This is a genomic window from Ureibacillus thermosphaericus (assembly GCF_012396605.1).
GTDB classification, from domain to species: Bacteria; Bacillota; Bacilli; order Bacillales_A; family Planococcaceae; genus Ureibacillus; species Ureibacillus thermosphaericus.
In genome coordinates this window covers 48,967-67,786 of sequence record NZ_JAAXPW010000005.1, presented here as the reverse complement: position 1 = coordinate 67,786, position 18,820 = coordinate 48,967, and the positions used below count along the sequence as shown (strand labels likewise).

Here is an 18,820-nt window from a genome sequence, read left to right as displayed (position 1 = left end):
TTTAGACAGATTATTCAGAAATAATTTCTTCGTATTGTTCTGCAGTAAGTAATTCATCAAGTTGAGAAGAATCTGCAGGTTCAACAACAATCATCCAAGCATTTTCGTAAGGAGACTCATTTACTAATTCTGGGCTATCTTCAAGCTCAGTATTCACCTCAACAACTTTACCAGAAATAGGCGCATATAATTCAGAAACCGTTTTCACTGATTCCACACTTCCGAAAGGTTCATTCATTTGAATTTCGTCTCCAACTTGAGGAAGTTCAACGAATACGATATCACCAAGTTCAGATTGTGCGAAATCAGTTATTCCAACACGTACTTTACCGTCTTCTAATTTTACCCACTCATGTTCTTTCGTATAACGTAATTCCTTTGGTATTGACATACTTTTACCCTCCATCTGATATGTAATCTTTTTTTCAGTTTGACATATTTCAATTTCAAAAACAAGCTATTTTAGATGATTACTTCCATGTCTGTTCAAACTCTTCTTCTTTAAACCCAAGAGTCACTTTTTCACCATCTGTAACAATTGGTCGTTTAATTAACATGCCATCTGAAGCTAATAATTCTAGTTGTTCTTCTTCAGACATCGAACCTAGTTTATCCTTTAGACCAAGGGATCTATACTTTTGTCCAGATGTGTTAAAAAACTTTTTTAATGGTAGTCCACTTTTTTCCCAATACGATTTTAATTCTTCTTTCGTTGGGGTTTGTTCTACAATATGAATAGCATCATATTTTATTCCATTATCATCCAACCATTTTTGCGCCTTTTTACAAGTTGTACATCTAGGATAATGAATAAATTTCAACGACATTTCATTGGCTCCTTATTTTTAAATAATTTTTCAAATCTTTCTTATTTTTATCATGCACGATTGAAATCATGTGTTCAAGTATGAATTTTCATAAATTTTAGTGATATTTAACATCAATAAAAATAATGCATTCATAAGAGAATCAAAGTAGAATGAATTATATGTAAATTTTGATTATTGGAGGGAATGGTATGGGCTTATTAAAAGCGGGTGTCGGTGCATTAGCCGGCGTTTTATCTGACCAATGGAGAGAGTATTTTTACTGTGACTCTATTCCTGCAGATGTATTAATAACCAAAGGAAAAAAACGAGGCGGTAAAAGAAGTTTTAACCGTAAAGGAAGCGACAATATCATTAGCAACGGTTCGATAATAGCAGTCAATGAAGGGCAATGCATGATTATTGTCGATCAGGGAAAAATAGTTGAATTTTGCTCTGAACCTGGAGAATACGTATATGACTTTTCTACAGAACCAAGCATCTTTTATGGAGACTTAAACGAATCAATTAAAGCAAGTTTTGAGTCTTTTGGAAAGCGTTTAAGTTTCGGTGGAGAGCCTGGAAAAGATCAGCGAGTATACTTTTTTAACATGAAGGAGATTTCAGGTAATAAATATGGTACTCCCACACCGATTCCATTCCGGATTATTGATCGAAATATCGGGTTAGATATCGATATTTCCATCCGATGTCACGGGGAATATTCCTATAAAATTGTGGATCCAATTCTTTTTTATTCTAACGTCTCTGGCAATGTTCAAAATGAATTTAAACGTTCTGAAATCGACGGTCAACTTCGCTCAGAACTATTAACAGCATTACAACCTGCTTTTGCTAAAATTTCTGCAATGGGGATACGCTATAGCGAACTTCCACAACATACGTTAGAAATTGCAAAAGCATTAAATGAAGTATTATCTGATAAATGGATGAAAAAGCGAGGCATCGAAATCGTTTCGTTTGGTATTAGTGCGGTCAATGCTTCAGAAGAAGATGAAAAAATGATTAAACAACTCCAAAGAAGTGCAGTGTTCAGAAATCCATCTATGGCTGGAGCAACAATAATTGACGCTCAAAGTGAAGCAATGAGAAAAGCTGCAGAAAATCAAGGAGGAGCCTTTGTCGGTTTTGCAGGACTGCAAATGGCTCAGCAAGCAGGTGGTGTCAATGCAAAAGATTTATTTGAAATGGGTGAAAAACAACAACCCGTCGATCAAAATCCTCAAAATGTTGTTTGGCAATGTAGTTGTGGTGCGAAAAATCAAGGAAAATTCTGTACCGAATGCGGAAACAAACGACCAACATCAAATACTTGGATTTGTCAATGCGGCACAGAAAATAAGGGGAAGTTTTGTTATGAATGCGGTTCGCCAAAGCCAGCGAACTTTGCACTGACATGCGATAAATGTGGATGGCAACCAAAAGATCCATCCTTTACACCGAAATTCTGCCCTGAATGCGGAGATGTGATTGATGAAAACGATCGCAAATAAGGAGGATTGGTATGAGTACCAATGAAAAACAAGAGTTCATTGAAGTAGATGAGTATGATGCGAAGTGTCCATCCTGTGGTGCTTCCATCAAGTTTCATCCTGCTTCAGGCAAGTTAGTTTGTCCCTATTGTCATCATACAGAAGAGATTCCAAATGCAGAATTAGAGGCTGATTTAGAAATAGATGAGCTAGATTTCCATCAAGCAGAGGCTAGAAGTAGCTTCCGTTGGGGAGCCGAAAAAAAGATAGTGATTTGTGATGCCTGCGCTGCTGAATTAGTCTATGATGCGTTGGAAGTAGCCAACGTATGTCCTTATTGCGGATCAAATCATGTGATGGAAATTAAAGACGATCACTCTATCGCTCCTAACGGAATTATTCCATTTCAATTAACATTGGAACAAGCAAACGAAAACTTTCAAAAATGGATAAAAGGGAGATGGTTTGCTCCTAATGAGGCTAGACAATCAGCTAAAGCCGAAGCATTTACAGGCATCTATTTGCCTTACTGGACTTTTGATACAAAGACCGCTTCACAGTATACAGCAACATATGGTAGAAGAAGAACGGTATACGATAAGGATGGAAAACCTCAAACCGTTACTGACTGGTATCGTACAAGAGGATTTTATCAAGAATTTATTGATGATCACCTTGTTCTCGCTTCTACTCGCTACGATGCTCATATTTTAAGCAAAGTGGAACCTTTTTATTTAACAAATGCTCGCCCATACCAAAAAGAGTATTTGCATGGTTTTGTAGCTGAACGATACAGTATTGGTCTTGATGACGGCTGGAAAATCGCCAAAAATGAAATTCATCATTATCTAGAATCTCAAATTACACAACATATTTTATGGAAACATCGCGCCCATGTAGTTAAAAATTTACGATTTTCAACAGTCCATTCTGATATTACATATAAACATTTGATGTTGCCTTTGTGGCTATCGACTTTTCGATACAGAGATAAAGTCTATCAATTTATGGTGAATGGCCAAACGGGCAAAGTCGGTGGAGAATATCCAATCTCTCCTATTAAAGTTACAATCACAATCTTCATCCTTCTTCTATTTGTCCTATTAGGTTATTTCTTTTTTATGGAGAATTCATATTAGAATGAAGAGCGGCTTGAGAAAATGTATATGTTTGCAAGTCGCTCTTTTTTCGTAACGTTTTTCTTTGATAATCCTTTACCTTGTGCGGATAGTGCTCTTGCTTGTGCGGTTGGCTCCCTTGTTCGTACGGATTCATTCTAGCTTGTGCGGATAACTCCTCCACTTGTGCAGATAGCTCCTCCACTCGTGCGGATAATTCCATCACTTGTGCAGAAACAATCTCTACTCGTGCAGATACCCCCTTCACTTGTGCAGATACAATCTCTACTCGTGCAGATAGCTCCCTTGCTCGTGCAGATAACCCATTCTGCAGATACAACCCTTGCTTGTGCAGTTATTCTTCACTCTATAAAGACAAAAAAGCTACCCACAAGTGATTCACTTGTGAGCAGCTCTCTACCATTACACGATATATTTTTCTGCTGCAATTAGTCGTTCAGCAGCTTCACGTTTTTTCAAGATTAAATTATAAGGATTGTGACGAGTTAATTTACGTAAAGCAGAAAGTGTTATACGTGCATTATCTCCCTCAACAGAAGCAATGACAATTTCTTTTGCCTCTTTTTCAATTTCAGCAAAGGCTTCTTGGCAATAAATTTGAGTATATAGTAATTTTTGCTTCGCTTTTTCAAGTCCGTCGCGTTCAATTGCTTTTGCAGTGCGTAATACTGCTGATTCCATTGCATATACAAAGTTTGCGATATTCGCAATATTTACCAATACCTCTTGTTCCTGTTCAAGTTTTGTACCGAAGCGTTGAGCAGCAACACCAGCAGCTAAGATACCAATTTTCTTCGCATTTTTCACAAGATATTTTTCTTGTGCTAATGGCTCATCGCTAACCTCTTCAGGCATGAGCATGAGAAGTTCTTGTTGCAAGTTTTGAGCAACTTGTAATAAAGGAAGTTCTCCTTTCAATGCTTTTTTCATGAATGTACCAGGTACTATTAAACGGTTAATTTCATTTGTTCCTTCGAAAATACGGTTGATACGGGAGTCGCGGTAAATGCGTTCCACTTCATATTCAGACATAAAACCATATCCACCATGAAGCTGTACTGCTTCATCCGCAATGTAATCTAATGTTTCAGAACCAACAACTTTTGCAATCGAGCATTCAATTGCATATTCCGCAACAGCTTTTGCTACCGCTTTACCATCTTTTAATTCTTCAGAAGAAAGTTTGCTAAAACGATCTTCGAAATATCCTACTGTACGGTAATTCAACGATTCAGAAGCATATAGTTCAGATGCCATTGTCGCAATTTTTTCTTTTGTTAAATTGAAGCTAGAAATCGGTGTGTTAAATTGTTTGCGTTGATTTGTATATTGGATTGCTAGCTCCAATGCTCTTTTTGATGCACCCACTGTACCAATACCTAATTTATAACGACCGATATTTAAAATGTTGAATGCCACAACATGTCCTCGACCAATTTCCCCTAATACATTTTCCACTGGAACTGGTACATCTTCTAAAATCAATGTACGAGTAGATGAAGATTTAATACCCATTTTCTTCTCTTCTGCACCAACAGAAACGCCAGGGAATGAACGTTCAACGATGAATGCTGTAAAATGCTCACCATCTACCTTCGCATACACAACGAATACATCTGCAAAGCCTGAGTTCGTAATCCATTGTTTTTCACCGTTAAGAATATAATGAGTTCCTGCCTCATTTAATTTCGCAGTTGTTTTTGCACCTAACGCATCGGAACCGGATCCTGGCTCTGTTAATGCGTATGCAGCAATCCATTCACCGCTAGCCAATTTCGGTAAATATTTTTTCTTTTGATCGTCATTTCCAAACAGGACAATCGGTAATGATCCAATTCCTACATGAGCACCGTGCGTTAAGCTAAAGCCTCCTGCGCGAGACATTTTTTCGCCGATAAGAGCTGATGTAATTTTATCTAATCCAAGACCTTCATATTCTTCAGGAATGTCTGCAGCAAGTAGCCCTAGTTCACCTGCTTGTTTCATTAATTTTACGGAGTGTTCAAATTCATGATTTTCCAATTTATCTATTAACGGCAATACTTCATTTTCTACAAACTCTTCCGTCGTTTTAGCAATCATTAAATGTTCTTCAGTAAAATCTTCAGGTGTAAATACTTTTTCTAAATCTACATCTTCAATTAAAAAACTTCCACCCTTTACAAAATCTGTTGTTTGAACCATGTCAATTCCTCCCTATCGATTTATTGCTAACAAATTGATTAATATAGAACTTCCAACACGCCAGCAGCTCCCATACCGCCACCGATACACATCGTAACAACGCCATATTTCTTTTCTTGTCGTCTTAATTCATGGATTAGCTTTAACGTCAATATTGCTCCCGTCGCTCCAAGCGGGTGTCCTAACGCAATCGCACCGCCATTTACATTAACTTTATTAAGATCGAGACCAAGATGACGAATAACTTGAATAGATTGAGAAGCAAATGCTTCATTTAGTTCCCATAAGTCGATATCCTCTTGTTTTAACCCTGCAAGTTTTAACGCTTTTGGCACTGCTTCAATTGGTCCAATTCCCATCACTTCAGGTGGAACGCCGCCCACTGCAAAGCTTAAGAATTTTGCCATCGGTTTTAATCCCTGCTTTTCAGCTTCTTCTCGATCCATCACAAGAAGTGCTGCAGCCCCGTCAGAAGTTTGTGAAGCATTACCCGCTGTTACCGTTCCATTTATACTGAATGCTGGACGCAGTTTACTTAAAACTTCTTTCGATGTATCTGGTCGTACCCCATCATCCATAGAAAATGTAAAGCGTTTTTCTTTTAACGTGTTATTCTCATCAACGTAATGCTGTACAACATCAATTGGAACAATCTCATCGTTGAATTTTCCTTCTTGAATCGCCTTATAAGCCAATTCGTGAGAACGCACCGCAAAATCGTCTTGATCTTCACGGCTAACACCATAACGTTTTGCAACTTCTTCCGCCGTATGGCCCATGCTCATGTAGTATTGTGGCGCTTCTTCTGCCAATTTTGGATTTGGTCGAACAACGTGTCCCATCATTGGCACCATGCTCATTGACTCTACTCCACCAGCAACAATAGCCTTCGCATGACCAAGCATAATTCTTTCAGCTGCATATGCAATGGATTGTAAACCTGAAGAACAGAAACGATTAATTGTAATCGCAGGAGTTGTATCTGGTAGTCCTGCTAATGCTCCAATATTTCTTGCTACGTTCATGCCTTGCTCCGCTTCAGGCATTGCACATCCTAAAATTAAATCATCTATTTCTCCCTCATAGCCTGCACGCTGAATGGCTTCTTTTACTACGATTGCGCCGAAATCATCTGGTCGCATTTGAGCGAGTGACCCTTTTTTTGCTTTACCAATTGGCGTTCTCGCTCCTGACACTATAACTGCTTCACGCATATTACATCCCCCTTTGTTTCTTTTTCCGAATTAATTGCGCAACGGCTTACCAGTTACGAGCATATGTTGCATACGCTCTTGAGATTTACGGTCAGCCACAAGCTCTAAAAACGCTTGGCGTTCTAAATTTAACAAATATTCTTCATCTACTTCCGTTCCATATGGTACAAGGCCTCCAGCCAGTACATAAGCAAGTTTTTTCGCAATTTTTAAATCGTGTTCTGAAATATAACCTGCTGTGTACATGTTCTGTGCTCCTAACAACATCGTTGCATAACCAGGTGCACCAACCACTTTGATTTTCTTTTTCACTGGTGGCTTATAACCAGATTCATATAAGGAAAGTGCTACTTGCTTCGCATCGTAAATAAGATGATCCGGATTTACGGAAATGCCATCTTGATTGCTTAAGAAGTTATTTTCTCGAGCTTCTTCCGCAGAAGTGGACACTTTCGCCATCGCAATTGTTTCAAATACTTTATTCGCAACGGCTTGATAATCAATTTCCACACCTTTTGGAAGACCTTCCAATGCCTTTTCATAGAGAGCTAAGTTTCCGCCGCCTCCTGGAATTAATCCAACACCAACTTCCACTAGTCCCATATACGTTTCTGCTGAAGCTTGAATGCGTGCTGCTGGCAAGCAAACTTCCGCTCCACCTCCGAGTGTCATGCCAAACGGAGCTGCCACAACTGGTTTTCTCGAATATTTAATGCGACGCATCGTTTTTTGGAATGCACGCACAACATAATCAAGTTCAAATATGTTGTCATCTTGCGCTTCCATTAAAATCATGCCAAGGTTTGCACCAACGCAGAAATTCTTTCCTTGGTTTCCGATGACAAGCCCTTTGTAATTTGCTTCTACTTCATCGATTGCATAGTTAATCATTTGAATGATGTCTAATCCAATGGCATTTGATTTCGAATGGAATTCAAGAAGTAAAATGCCGTCCCCGATATTAATCAAACTAGCACCAGAGTTTGATTTAAGAACGCCGTGCTGTTTTTTGTAACGTTTTAAATCAATTGCTTTTTCATTGACAGGAATAATTTCATAATCTTCTCCATTAAAGAATGCTAATTGGCCATCTATTTCTTGATAGAATGATTTATAGCCTTTCGCTAATAGTTTTTTCACAAATTCAGGAACATTGCGACCTTCTTCTTCCATTTTCGCAACGGATTTTTCTACGCCGATTGCATCCCACATTTCAAACGGACCTTGGCTCCAACCGAATCCCCATTTCATGGCATTGTCGATTTCCACAATGTTGTCTGCAATAATGCCGTTTAATTCTGCAGAATAGATCAATGTTGGAGCAAAAATATTCCACAGTAGTTCACCAGCTCGGTCATTTGCGTATACTAATGTTTTTAACTTGTTATCTAACCCTTTTGTTTGTTTTGCCATTTCGATGGAAGGAGCTTTTAATTTCTTTTGTGGAACATACTCTAGCGTGTTTGGATCGATTTCGTAAATGTCTTTTCCTTTCTTCACATAGAAACCTTGACCAGATTTTGCACCGAGGGCTCCTCTTTCCACTAACTTATGAATCAGTTCTGGAACTTCAAAAATTTTTTGTTCTTCACCAGTAGTTTGGTCATACACTGTTTTTGCCACATGAATAAACGTATCCAACCCTACCACATCAAGTGTCCGGAAAGTTGCAGATTTCGGTCTGCCAATTAAAGGTCCTGTTACTGAATCTACTTCTCCAACTGAATATCCTCGTTTTAGCATTTCATGGAGTGTAATATGCAAGCCATACGTACCAATTCGGTTGGCCACGAAATTTGGTGTATCCTTACCTATTACAACTCCTTTGCCTAACACATCTTCCGCAAAATTTTTCATAAAGGTTACAACGTCTGGCGATGTATGTTCAGTAGGAATAATTTCAAGCAATTTTAGATAGCGTGGCGGATTGAAAAAATGCGTTCCTAAAAAATGTTTTTGGAATTCTTCCGTTCTGCCTTCCACCATCTTATTTACACTGATTCCGGAAGTGTTTGAGCTAACGATGGCACCAGGCTTTCGCACCTGTTCTATTTTTTCGAATAAGTTTCGCTTCACATCAAGATTTTCGACAACTACTTCAATAATCCAATCTACTTCTTTTAACTTATCTAAATCGTCCTCTAAATTCCCAACTGTTAACAGTGCTAAATTTTTTGGTGAAGTTAGCGGAGCTGGTTTTTGTTTCAACAATTTTTGTACAGCATTATTCACAATGCGGTTTCTCACTGTTGGATGTTCAAGTGTCAATCCTTTTTCTTGTTCTTCTTTCGTTAGTTCTTTTGGAACAATATCCAACATATATGTTGGTATACCGATATTTACTAAATGAGCTGCAATACCGGAACCCATAACCCCAGATCCAATTACTGCTACTTTTTCAATTTTATACGTCACAAACAATTCCCCCTTCACTCTTTTGAATGAACAATCATTCATTTTCGCTATAAGTTTCCCCTTTGTTCATTCATAGTTTATTCAATTCCTCATTTGAAGATGTTTTTTTCAAGAAAATGAATGGCTATTCATTTCTAGTTTAAAAAAAATACATGAAGCAACTATTCTTGTATTTAGTGTAGATGATTTTACAGAATTTCGCAATCCTTTTATTAAAATTTTCGAAAAATTAATTGATATTTTAATAGTTTGTTATTTACACTCCAAACATATTTCTTTCCGACATTCGCTAAAATGTGTAAACTACTAGGTAAGGAGGCGAAAAAATTGAAAGAAATTACGTCAATTGAACAATTTAATGAAATTATTAGCAAGGACGAGCCAGTGATAGTTAAATTTTATGCAGGTTGGTGCCCTGATTGTGTACGCATGAACATGTTTATTGATCCGATTATTGAAAAGTACAATCAGTATGAATGGTTCGAAATCAATCGCGATGATTTCCCAGAACTGGCTGAAAAATATCAAGTATTGGGAATTCCAAGTTTATTAATTTATAAAAACGGTGAAAAATTAGCTCACCTTCATAGTGCCAACGCCAAAACACCGGAAGATGTAACGCAATTTTTGGATGCGCAAACGGTGTAACTTTGAAAAATTTAGGACATAACTTCTATCAAAAAAGTTATGTCCTTTCAATTTCTATAAAAATATGTTTTCTTTTTCATTTTTCGCAGGATAAAATAAGCTAACCATTAACGATAAACCGGCTACTATTTCAATCAATCCTGAAGAGTAAACTTTAGCAAACCACATACCTACAGGGATGTTAATGATTGACACCGAAGTTAAAGGAAGATAAAGCGATAACACAAAACTAGGAATAAATACGCAAATGAATAATGGAAAGTTGAACTGAATCTTCCATCTATTAATACAAATAAGCGATAAATAAATCCCCCAAATAAAATGAATGATAAAATGACTCCAATTTAATGGAGTTACGTTATAAAGAACTTTATTTGATAAATGTTGTTCAATATTATAACTAATAATTGTTAAAATAATTAACCCAACAAACCAAATTATTTTCCATACATATGGCCAAATTTTCTTCACAAATGTCCCCCTTGCCTACAAATTGAAAGAATTTTCAATCATTATATGTCACAACAAATTTCCCCTATGTCTAAATACATGAAGAGCGACATAGCTCCAATTCTTTAATAAGTCGGTCAAATATCTCTTTTACTGTACCTGACTGAATCTCTTTAAAACGTGTACTTGCCCAAAGTGACATGGCTTGAGGGTTTTGATCTTTCAATGCTTTTGCACGAATCGGCTGCGTTAATGTATTGACAGCGGGATAAATGGCTGGTGCAATGCTTTCATACTTCACCATAAATTCATTTTTCAATCCCCGCGCAAGTCGACCTGAAAATGTACGTGTAAGGGCTGTTTCTGTAAACTCTCCAGATTGAAGAGCCTGTTTATAAACTGGGTTAGCTCCGCTTTCTTCTGTACAAAGGAAAGCCGTACCTAGCTGCACCACATCAGCTCCAGCATTTAATGCGAGGTGAATGTCCTTACCATTAATAATGCCTCCAGCAGCAATTATTGGAACTGCCATTTCTTTTCGAACCGTAGATATGAATTCCATCAGTGGTACATAAGATTCTTCATCCACATTTTGAAAAGTTGCTCGATGCCCTCCAGCTTCTATCCCCTGTAAACAAATTGCATCTGCTCCTTGTTGTACAGCAATTTTTGCTTCCTCTAAATTGGTCACCGTAACGATTACATAGCTGCCATTCTCTTTAATTTGTTCAATGATTTCATTGGTTGGACAACCAAATGTAAACGAAACATAAGGGACTTTATACGTCTTGACTAACTCCAATTTTTCCGTCCAATAATCGTCATCGGGTTTTGGAATTGTTAATGGAATTTGGAAATCTTCTTCAAGGCGCTCCTTATACAAATACAATGACTCATCAAGGGAGTCGTTTTGAGGAACAAAAATATTCACCCCAAAAGGCAAAGCGGCTTCTTTGCATTTGATGATTTCCTGCTCGATTGCTTCTGGAGTTTTATAACCCGCTGCTAGAAACCCAAGTCCACCATTTTGTGAAACTGCAAGAGCTAAATCGACCGTTGCAATCCCCCCTGCCATCGGCGCTTGAATTATTGGATATTTTAAGTTGCTGAACATGTAATATCTACTCCTTTCAATCAATATATAGTCTTTTAGACATTCACAAAAATTTATAGGAGTTACTTCAAACTACAACCTTTTTCACAAACAGAACAGCTCTTTAATATGGAAGTGGATGTATTTTAAACAATACATTTGATTAAAGCGTAATATTGTTTCTGTGTATCCACAGCTGAGCCGCTTCTTTGATAACATTAAAGCTTAACAATTCATCTTTTCTCTATTATCAAACGATTTTACAAAAATTACAAATTTTTGAATTTAAATTCAAAAAATAATATATTAGGAAATTTTTTCATGAAATGATGATAAACATTAACAAAACCCTGCTCAATATTAAAAAGACGTAGATTTCACCTTTTTTAAATTAGACAGGGTTTTCCAGTTCCTATTAATACTTCTTAATATATTATAGTATACAATGGTAATTCTAGGAAAATTTCTTTATTTCTATAGGATAAACAGTTTGATGGAACACTCGCTCCGATTGTTGTCGACCAAATGGCAATAGTAATCCAAGCCCCTTTTTTTTAGCGACTTTATCCGTTAGTGTCTGTATAAATTTCATATTGTCCTCCTATTTTTTCGCCAAATAAATCTGGATTTTCAAATCTATTATTTGGGCCTTAAAGTAAAATTATACCTATTGAGAATCTAAAAGAAATTAACAGGAGGACAATAATAATTTTAATCGTAAACATTCCCATTCATCGCGATGAACTAATCCAGAGAACTGATAATACTAACTTTTTGTCAAGTCTCTCAACTGTTTAATTAATACATTTATTTCGTTTATTGATGAATGTATAGAAGCGATTAAATCATGTGTATTTTCTAATGTAGAGATTATTTCTTCCGTTGACGCAGCATTTTCTTCAGATATAGCAGATACGTTTTCAATTTGATTTCGAATTGTAAAGAAATTATGATTTGCCAATTCGATTTCTGACATTTCCATTGATAGTCCATTATGAATTTCTGTAAATGTACTTTTTATTTCTTCAAAGAAATGAGAAATTTCCTTAAGCAATAATCTACCTTCCGTAATCGCACTTTCTCCTTGAGCTGATTTTTCTTGAGCTATTTTGGATTTGTTGAATAATTCATCCGTCACCAATTTAATATTCTCTGTCATTTGGGCACTTTGTTCAGCTAGTTTTCTTACTTCTTCCGCTACTACTGCGAATCCCTTTCCATGCTCACCAGCACGAGCCGATTCAATGGCAGCATTCAGTGCAAGCAAGTTCGTTTGATCTGCAATTTCTTTTATACTTTCGAGTAATGTATTTACCCTTTCTAAACTAGTTTGCAAATCAGAAACCGTTATAACTGTATTGCTAATCGTTGTACCAACTGAATCCATATAATCAGTTACTTGATTGATTTTATTCCAACCTTCTTGTACTTTTCTATTCATATTTTCCGATTTTTTTACAATATCTTCAGCAACGATAACGATTTGTCCCATTTTTTCTGATGATTGAACCATTGAATCATTGATGATATTTACACTATTCGCCTCTTCTTGTATACTAGTACCCATTTGTTCTGCTGATTGTACAATGTCTTTACTTGAACTAAAGATCGTATTTAATTCTGTATTAAATTTTGTAATATGGTTATCAAGCAAATCAGATACAGATTCGATGGATGCAAAAGTGGATGTTAACTTATTCATTCCCTCTTTCGCTTCAAGTTCTTTTTGAAATGCATCAACAATCAGTTGTCTTCCCCATTTCATCAGCAAATATAAAAGAACCATAAATGCATTTATGATAAAGAAGACAGTCAAGAACCCAGAAAAATTGTTATTCAGTCCTAATAAGTTTTCTGGCAAAAGGAAAAATAATACGAGATATACTACATCTAGCAAAAGACCTAACGCTAAAATCAGTTCTTTCTTAAAATAGAGTGTAACCATCGCAATTGTAAGAATAATAATATAGTGTTTAATAATAGAAAATCCATCCAAAATTAAGAGTGCTAATACCACTATACTTGGAATTAATGATATGGTTAAGCCTTTTACATATGTATTGATTGGTAAAAAGAAAGTGATTATCGACATCACAAGAACAATCAAGCCCGCTACAATAATAATTGCTCCCTCTTCAAATCCCCTAGATGAAACAATCGGTACACAAATAAGAAATACTAAAATAATAGTTAGTAGAAGATTGACTTTATGAACTCTGTGAGTGTTGTATTGATCTTGATACATTCAATTCTTCCCCTTTCTTTTTGTGGTAAGGACTATTTGATTATTCACGCAAATAAAAACATCAAAAAATCACTATAACTGATGATTTGATGCAAGATTCGAACTATTTAAGTTGAGTATATTTCCTAGGAAATACAACTCTGCTTTATTATTCGATATACTTACCAAAAATTCCTTCATTTTTCTAATTTTTCTTATTAATTCTGAAAATTATATCAATAAAACTTGCAGTAAGACTTAGTGCAATCATCATTTTATGTTCATTACTACCCTAGTCTTTCAAAAAAATTTATATTACTTATAATATTGAACAAGGTGATGCTATGAAAAAGTTCATACCTTTAGAAGGAATGTCTCAATTCAGCCCTGAAGTTTATCCAGCCTACCAAAACTCTGCCTGTGGACCTACTACAATATTCGTTATGTTGAAATTTATGTTTGGAAAACATGTTGCACAGAATGTAAATATCCTTTATCGAATGCTAGGTACAACGAAAATCGGTTTATTTCGCTGGAGGCTTATTAAAAATTTACAAAACTATTTAGGAACGGACTGGGTTGTAAAAAACTGTTCATTAAAGGAAGCGATGAAACAAATCGATGAGGGCAGGCCAGTAGCAATAAAATTTGATAAATACTTTACTCTACAATGGAAATCAAAACCTACTTTTACCTATCATTGGGTTCCTTTCATTGGCTATGAAATTGAGCAAAATGAGTTATTATTAATTGTGCATGATAATGGGGGAATAAATCGTGATAGTCAAATACGAAAAGTTCCCTATTCTCAAAACTATAAAGTGATTAGCTTCGTAAAAATTGAGCCAAGAAAGAAAAAATAAAGGGACTCAAACATTCAAACAAGTTTGTGTCCCTTCTCAATACTTTATATACATGTATATAGTGAATAGGCATGTTTTGCAATGGATGTAAAGCCCTTGTTTGCTAGTTGATTGAAAGTGTTAGCGGAATATTCAGGTACAGAGAGATCTTCTAAACGTTCTTTGATTGGTATGTTTTTTTCTATGGATGCTAATCGATAAGAAAGCTTTAACATTTCCAGATTATCTGCAATTTTATTTCGTTGACCTGGTTTTAATTCATCTAAATTTTGTAATACTCCTTCAACAGAACCGTATTTTTGAATCAATTGCAGCGCTGTTTTCGGTCCAATGCCTTTGACCCCTGGATAGCCGTCGCTCGAATCTCCCATGAATGCTTTCACATCTACAAATTGATGAGGTTCAATCGCATATTCCTCTTTAAATCGTTCCATTGTATAGACATCATACTCAGAATATCCTTTTTTTGTAAAAGCGATGTTCGTCGAAGGATTCAATAATTGCAATAAATCTTTATCGCCACTAATTATTGTAATTTGGGCTTCTTCCTTCCATTTTTCAACGATGGAACCAATGCAATCATCCGCTTCCATTCCTGCTTCTCCAATGTTTTTCCAGCCAATCCACTCAGAAACTTCCTTTGCCATGTCAAATTGTGGAATCATTTCTTCCGGTGGCTCGCTTCGATTCGTTTTGTATCCTTCAAATAGTTCATTGCGAAATGTGTTAGCTCCCATATCCCAACAAATTGCAATATGGCTGGGCTTAATAATTGATTGGGCTGTTAAAACATGTCGTGCAAAACCTTGCACCCCATTTGATGGTCTGCCATCCGGTAAATATTGAAAATGTCCCATTACACTCGTGGCATAAAAAGAACGGAATAATAGAGCCATTCCGTCAATGACTAAAAGATGTGGTTGATTATTCATTCAAAAATCCTCACTTTCTACTTCATTCATTATAACATGTTGAGACAGCCCATTTGCGACGGAAAAATTCTCCTTCCCTATTACAATTCTAAGTGACGCTACTGCTGACAAACAAAAGAAGAGGATAATACGTTCATAAAATAGAACATATTATCCTCCTATCAGTTTAGACTATTTCATTGCATATGGGAAAAGTGCTTTCATTAATCTCTCCGTTTCATATCGCGAATTGCTTGAATCGATAATCGTACAAGTAAAATGGAACATAAAAATAATCCGAGATATGCTGCTGTATTTAAATAAATCGCATAGGCAGTTTCAATAAATTGGGAAATGGCTAGAAGTGCTGTTGAAATAATTCCAAATGTAATGCCCACCATCAATAAGACAAATTTTGAAAACAATTGCGTCACAAATTTGGAGTTGGTTTTATCCGAAAAGATGTCGTGATGCAAGATCACTTTTCCATCTTCAACTTTTCGAATTAATTGGTCAATCCGCCTTGGAATTTTTCGCAAATTCGGTATTAGTATTGCCAATTCTTCTTGCATTTTCTCCATCGTTTCAATTGGCTCTGTAATCGGTTTTCTTAACGAAGATTTCATATAATCATTTGTAAATTTCTTCGCTTCTTCAAAAATATTAAAAGTAGGATCGATCATATTGATTGTGCCGTCTAATGTAATGATTACCCTGAGAGCCAAGCTGACGGATGAATAAAACTGTAACCCCGATTCTCTAATGACTGTAAAAATGGAATAAATCGTTTCATCTGTTGGAACTTTATTAACATATGTTATTTTTAATAAAATTTGGCCAATCGCTTGTTCCAATTCTTGACGGTTAATTTCATTTTTATTTTTGATTAGCAAGGAAATTGCATCGTATAATAACGACGAATCTCCCTGCTGAATACCCATGAAAAATAGTTTTAATCCTTCTTGTTGTTGCCCTGATAATCGACAAACTGCTCCAAAGTCAAGAATCGCTACTTCCCCTGTTTCTGGATTAACAGAAATATTTCCTGGATGCGGGTCAGCATGAAAAATTCCTGATATTAACGCTTGTTCTAAATAAGAATAAACAATCGTTCGCGCAAGCTCTTTTCGATCAAAGGAAAGATCCTCTATTTTATCTAAATCCGAAATGCTTACACCTTTTACATATTCCATTACTAAAATATTTTCATTACTTAATTCTTCATAAACTTGTGGAATTTTGACATTCAGTTTACTCCGTTTTAATATATTTCGAATTTGGATCATATTGCGGGCTTCTATTTCGAAATCCGTTTCCTCTTTCATTGAATTGGCAAATCCTTCTGCTAACGATTTGAACCCAAAACTTTCAGCCCACTGGGATTTCGTCGTAATCCAATCTGCAAATTCCAATAATATACTTAAATCTTCCCTCATAATTGTTTTTACTTGCGGTCTTAAAATTTTTACAACCACTTCTTCATGAGAATTTTTTAAAACCGCTCGATGAACTTGTCCAATGGAAGCTGCTGCTAATGGTTTCTCGTCAAAAAAAGAAAAGACCTCATCGATTTCGCATGAAAAATTTTCTTTTAATATCCTTTTTACTTCATCAAAGGTCATTGGCGATACTTTTTGCTGCAATTTTTTTAGTTCTTCAATGAAGATTGGGGAAAACAATTCTTTTCTAGTTGATAACACTTGTCCAAACTTTATAAAAATGCCACCGCTCTCTTCAAGAGTAGAACGCAATGCAATTGCTAACTGTCTATCTGTATCGCGACTTCGCGCATATTTTACCGTTCTTGTAATGCCGTTCGTTACAGCTACTTTTAATACCGTTCGTAGACGCTTTTGATAACGCCAATAATTCAATGCTTTCCTAAAAATCGTCTTCTTTTCCGAATAACGCCCAGTATTTTCATCTAATGCAATCGGATCAAATAGCTCAAAGAATAAATAAATCAGCATGGAAATAAGCAACATGCTTCCGATCCATAATAACGTTGCAACACTTACAACGCCATCTTCAGTATGATATTGTGCATTTTCCCGAACAAACGTATACCAAAACACAAAAGTAGTGAATGAGACGCTGATGATGACGGACAATACTCTTCTAAATAAGTTCACATTGGAACCAATAAGCCTTCCGCTAATAAAAAATATAATGATTGACACAATTAATATTTGCAAAAGTGCGCTAATTGTACTCATTCACTTCACCACTTCCAATCGAATATCCATTAAAATTAGTATGGCTAAAGTTTCATTCTTGTCATTCCTAAGCGTTGTTATTAAATTGATTTCTTCTATTTTCCAAACGAAATTCATACAAAAAAGGATTCACTTGGAGGTGAATCCTATCTATAATGTAAAATAATTCGTAATACTCTCCCTTTCATTTACAGAATATATTTCAATATCTGTTGATTTTTTGTGGAAACGAACCCCATGGATATTTCCACCCTCATAAATATTTCCCCCTCCATCAATACCGATTTTTTTACGGCAAGGTGAAATCCATACTTTGCTCGAACCATCTTCATTTAATAATAATGTTGGTGTATGGCCAAATACGACATATTCTTTTGCTTTATGGGGGACTTTCGTAAATTCTTCACGTATCCACAGAAATTCATCCGTACTTGTTTCTAAAAAATCTTCTACTTTTGCATTGATCCCTGCGTGAACAAAAACAAACGGATTCCAATAATAATACAAACGAAGATTTTTTATAAATTCAATTTCATCTTCAAAATGCGTTTTGATAAATTCGACTATTTGTTCAACATTCATTTCATCTACAGTTTGTTCGTGTTCGCTGGAATATTCGGAATAAAAACTTTGGATGGTGCTTGCACCTCCAACTTTCGGATGGAAATAAAATTCTGCCATTTCTTTCGGCTTTTTTAACCAGTTCAAGAAGATTTGTTCATGGTTTCCACTTAACGTAATCACCTTATAATCTTTTGATAGCTCCATCACTTTGCGCAATACTTTTAAGCTATCATTTCCCCTGTCAATATAGTCACCTAAAAAAATAAGCATCTCTTCATCGGGTTTCCAGTACTGCAATACTTTCTCTAATAAATGAAAACTTCCATGTATATCTCCAATGGCAAATACTTTATCCATTTATACACCTCTTTATTCAACACTCAAAAGAGAAAGTTGAATGTTTTCTAAAATTTTCAATCCGTTCAATTTTTATTCAATTATACTACAGAATTATATGAATATTCCGCGAAATTCTATACAATTTAAGAATTTCATATTGACTAATAGTTTATTATTTTAATTATTCTATAAATGTTTATTCATACGAATCGAATCACGTATAGTTTATACGACATTATTTCATAATGAAAATTAATCTAT

Annotated in this window: 17 protein-coding genes; 4 read left to right on the top strand and 13 right to left on the bottom strand. The window is 35.7% G+C overall.

Annotation, left to right across the window (positions count from 1 at the left end; all coding sequences use genetic code 11):
* Window positions 1-10 precede the first annotated feature (10 nt).
* Both gcvH and HF990_RS03595 read right to left on the bottom strand, forming a co-directional pair.
* The gene (gene gcvH, locus HF990_RS03600; protein ID WP_016838660.1) at window positions 11-391 is read right to left on the bottom strand and encodes a glycine cleavage system protein GcvH; all 381 of its coding nucleotides are present in this window, start codon (window positions 389-391) and stop codon (window positions 11-13) included.
* 79 nt (window positions 392-470) lie between these two features.
* Window positions 471-827 (bottom strand): arsenate reductase family protein, encoded by a 357-nt coding sequence (locus HF990_RS03595; RefSeq protein ID WP_016838659.1) that lies wholly within the window; start codon window positions 825-827, stop codon window positions 471-473.
* Window positions 828-1,018: 191 nt separating this feature from the next.
* Between HF990_RS03595 and HF990_RS03590 the strand changes: the two genes are divergently transcribed.
* Window positions 1,019-2,320, top strand: a complete 1,302-nt coding sequence (locus HF990_RS03590; protein WP_016838658.1) for an SPFH domain-containing protein — start codon at window positions 1,019-1,021, stop codon at window positions 2,318-2,320.
* Between the two features lie 11 nt (window positions 2,321-2,331).
* Window positions 2,332-3,438 carry a TFIIB-type zinc ribbon-containing protein gene (locus HF990_RS03585; RefSeq protein WP_016838657.1) on the top strand — a complete coding sequence of 369 codons (1,107 nt, stop codon included), beginning with the start codon at window positions 2,332-2,334 and terminating at the stop codon, window positions 3,436-3,438.
* Here the strand turns inward: HF990_RS03585 and HF990_RS03580 are convergent.
* From HF990_RS03580 to HF990_RS03565, 4 genes are all read right to left on the bottom strand, one after another.
* Window positions 3,419-3,757: a hypothetical protein gene (locus tag HF990_RS03580; RefSeq protein WP_168411987.1), complete on the bottom strand. Its 339-nt coding sequence runs from the start codon at window positions 3,755-3,757 to the stop codon at window positions 3,419-3,421. The two genes, HF990_RS03585 and HF990_RS03580, sit on opposite strands and share 20 nt — an antisense overlap.
* 83 nt (window positions 3,758-3,840) lie before the next feature.
* Complete coding sequence (locus tag HF990_RS03575) at window positions 3,841-5,622, bottom strand: acyl-CoA dehydrogenase family protein (RefSeq protein ID WP_016838656.1); 1,782 nt, start codon at window positions 5,620-5,622, stop codon at window positions 3,841-3,843.
* Window positions 5,623-5,660: 38 nt separating this feature from the next.
* Complete coding sequence (locus HF990_RS03570; protein ID WP_168411986.1) at window positions 5,661-6,836, bottom strand: acetyl-CoA C-acetyltransferase; 1,176 nt, start codon at window positions 6,834-6,836, stop codon at window positions 5,661-5,663.
* A 30-nt stretch (window positions 6,837-6,866) separates the two neighbouring features.
* Window positions 6,867-9,251, bottom strand: coding sequence for a 3-hydroxyacyl-CoA dehydrogenase/enoyl-CoA hydratase family protein (locus tag HF990_RS03565; protein WP_168411985.1), 2,385 nt, complete (start codon window positions 9,249-9,251; stop codon window positions 6,867-6,869).
* Window positions 9,252-9,578: 327 nt separating this feature from the next.
* Here HF990_RS03565 and HF990_RS03560 point away from each other — a divergent pair, with 327 nt between their 5' ends.
* A complete protein-coding gene (locus tag HF990_RS03560) occupies window positions 9,579-9,899 on the top strand; it encodes a thioredoxin family protein (RefSeq protein ID WP_016838653.1) in 321 nt (106 codons plus the stop codon).
* Window positions 9,900-9,953: 54 nt separating this feature from the next.
* Here HF990_RS03560 and HF990_RS03555 read toward each other — a convergent pair whose 3' ends face one another.
* From HF990_RS03555 to HF990_RS03540, 4 genes are all read right to left on the bottom strand, one after another.
* A complete protein-coding gene (locus HF990_RS03555) occupies window positions 9,954-10,370 on the bottom strand; it encodes a hypothetical protein (RefSeq protein WP_016838652.1) in 417 nt (138 codons plus the stop codon).
* Window positions 10,371-10,440: 70 nt separating this feature from the next.
* Window positions 10,441-11,463, bottom strand: a complete 1,023-nt coding sequence (locus tag HF990_RS03550; RefSeq protein WP_016838651.1) for an NAD(P)H-dependent flavin oxidoreductase — start codon at window positions 11,461-11,463, stop codon at window positions 10,441-10,443.
* A 433-nt stretch (window positions 11,464-11,896) separates the two neighbouring features.
* Window positions 11,897-12,034 carry a hypothetical protein gene (locus HF990_RS03545; RefSeq protein WP_168411984.1) on the bottom strand — a complete coding sequence of 46 codons (138 nt, stop codon included), beginning with the start codon at window positions 12,032-12,034 and terminating at the stop codon, window positions 11,897-11,899.
* A gap of 174 nt (window positions 12,035-12,208) precedes the next feature.
* Window positions 12,209-13,687, bottom strand: a complete 1,479-nt coding sequence (locus HF990_RS03540; RefSeq protein WP_016838650.1) for a methyl-accepting chemotaxis protein — start codon at window positions 13,685-13,687, stop codon at window positions 12,209-12,211.
* A gap of 323 nt (window positions 13,688-14,010) precedes the next feature.
* Here HF990_RS03540 and HF990_RS03535 point away from each other — a divergent pair, with 323 nt between their 5' ends.
* Window positions 14,011-14,529 (top strand): C39 family peptidase, encoded by a 519-nt coding sequence (locus HF990_RS03535; RefSeq protein ID WP_096551708.1) that lies wholly within the window; start codon window positions 14,011-14,013, stop codon window positions 14,527-14,529.
* 44 nt (window positions 14,530-14,573) lie between these two features.
* Here the strand turns inward: HF990_RS03535 and HF990_RS03530 are convergent, their stop codons facing one another.
* From HF990_RS03530 to HF990_RS03520, 3 genes are all read right to left on the bottom strand, one after another.
* Window positions 14,574-15,461 (bottom strand): 5'-3' exonuclease, encoded by an 888-nt coding sequence (locus tag HF990_RS03530; protein ID WP_096551710.1) that lies wholly within the window; start codon window positions 15,459-15,461, stop codon window positions 14,574-14,576.
* Between the two features lie 203 nt (window positions 15,462-15,664).
* The gene (locus HF990_RS03525) at window positions 15,665-17,656 is read right to left on the bottom strand and encodes an ABC1 kinase family protein (RefSeq protein WP_016838647.1); all 1,992 of its coding nucleotides are present in this window, start codon (window positions 17,654-17,656) and stop codon (window positions 15,665-15,667) included.
* Between the two features lie 150 nt (window positions 17,657-17,806).
* A complete protein-coding gene (locus HF990_RS03520; RefSeq protein WP_168411983.1) occupies window positions 17,807-18,577 on the bottom strand; it encodes a metallophosphoesterase family protein in 771 nt (256 codons plus the stop codon).
* Window positions 18,578-18,820: the final 243 nt, after the last annotated feature.

Bases quoted from the DNA above. Each gene is read 5' to 3' on its own strand.
- gcvH (WP_016838660.1), bottom strand. From the start codon at position 391: ATGTCAATACCAAAGGAATTACGTTATACGAAAGAACATGAGTGGGTA.
- HF990_RS03595 (WP_016838659.1), bottom strand. From the start codon at position 827: ATGTCGTTGAAATTTATTCATTATCCTAGATGTACAACTTGTAAAAAG.
- HF990_RS03590 (WP_016838658.1), top strand. From the start codon at position 1,019: ATGGGCTTATTAAAAGCGGGTGTCGGTGCATTAGCCGGCGTTTTATCT.
- HF990_RS03585 (WP_016838657.1), top strand. From the start codon at position 2,332: ATGAGTACCAATGAAAAACAAGAGTTCATTGAAGTAGATGAGTATGAT.
- HF990_RS03575 (WP_016838656.1), bottom strand. From the start codon at position 5,622: ATGGTTCAAACAACAGATTTTGTAAAGGGTGGAAGTTTTTTAATTGAA.
- HF990_RS03570 (WP_168411986.1), bottom strand. From the start codon at position 6,836: ATGCGTGAAGCAGTTATAGTGTCAGGAGCGAGAACGCCAATTGGTAAA.
- HF990_RS03550 (WP_016838651.1), bottom strand. From the start codon at position 11,463: ATGTTCAGCAACTTAAAATATCCAATAATTCAAGCGCCGATGGCAGGG.
- HF990_RS03545 (WP_168411984.1), bottom strand. From the start codon at position 12,034: ATGAAATTTATACAGACACTAACGGATAAAGTCGCTAAAAAAAAGGGG.
- HF990_RS03540 (WP_016838650.1), bottom strand. From the start codon at position 13,687: ATGTATCAAGATCAATACAACACTCACAGAGTTCATAAAGTCAATCTT.
- HF990_RS03535 (WP_096551708.1), top strand. From the start codon at position 14,011: ATGAAAAAGTTCATACCTTTAGAAGGAATGTCTCAATTCAGCCCTGAA.
- HF990_RS03530 (WP_096551710.1), bottom strand. From the start codon at position 15,461: ATGAATAATCAACCACATCTTTTAGTCATTGACGGAATGGCTCTATTA.
- HF990_RS03525 (WP_016838647.1), bottom strand. From the start codon at position 17,656: ATGAGTACAATTAGCGCACTTTTGCAAATATTAATTGTGTCAATCATT.
- HF990_RS03520 (WP_168411983.1), bottom strand. From the start codon at position 18,577: ATGGATAAAGTATTTGCCATTGGAGATATACATGGAAGTTTTCATTTA.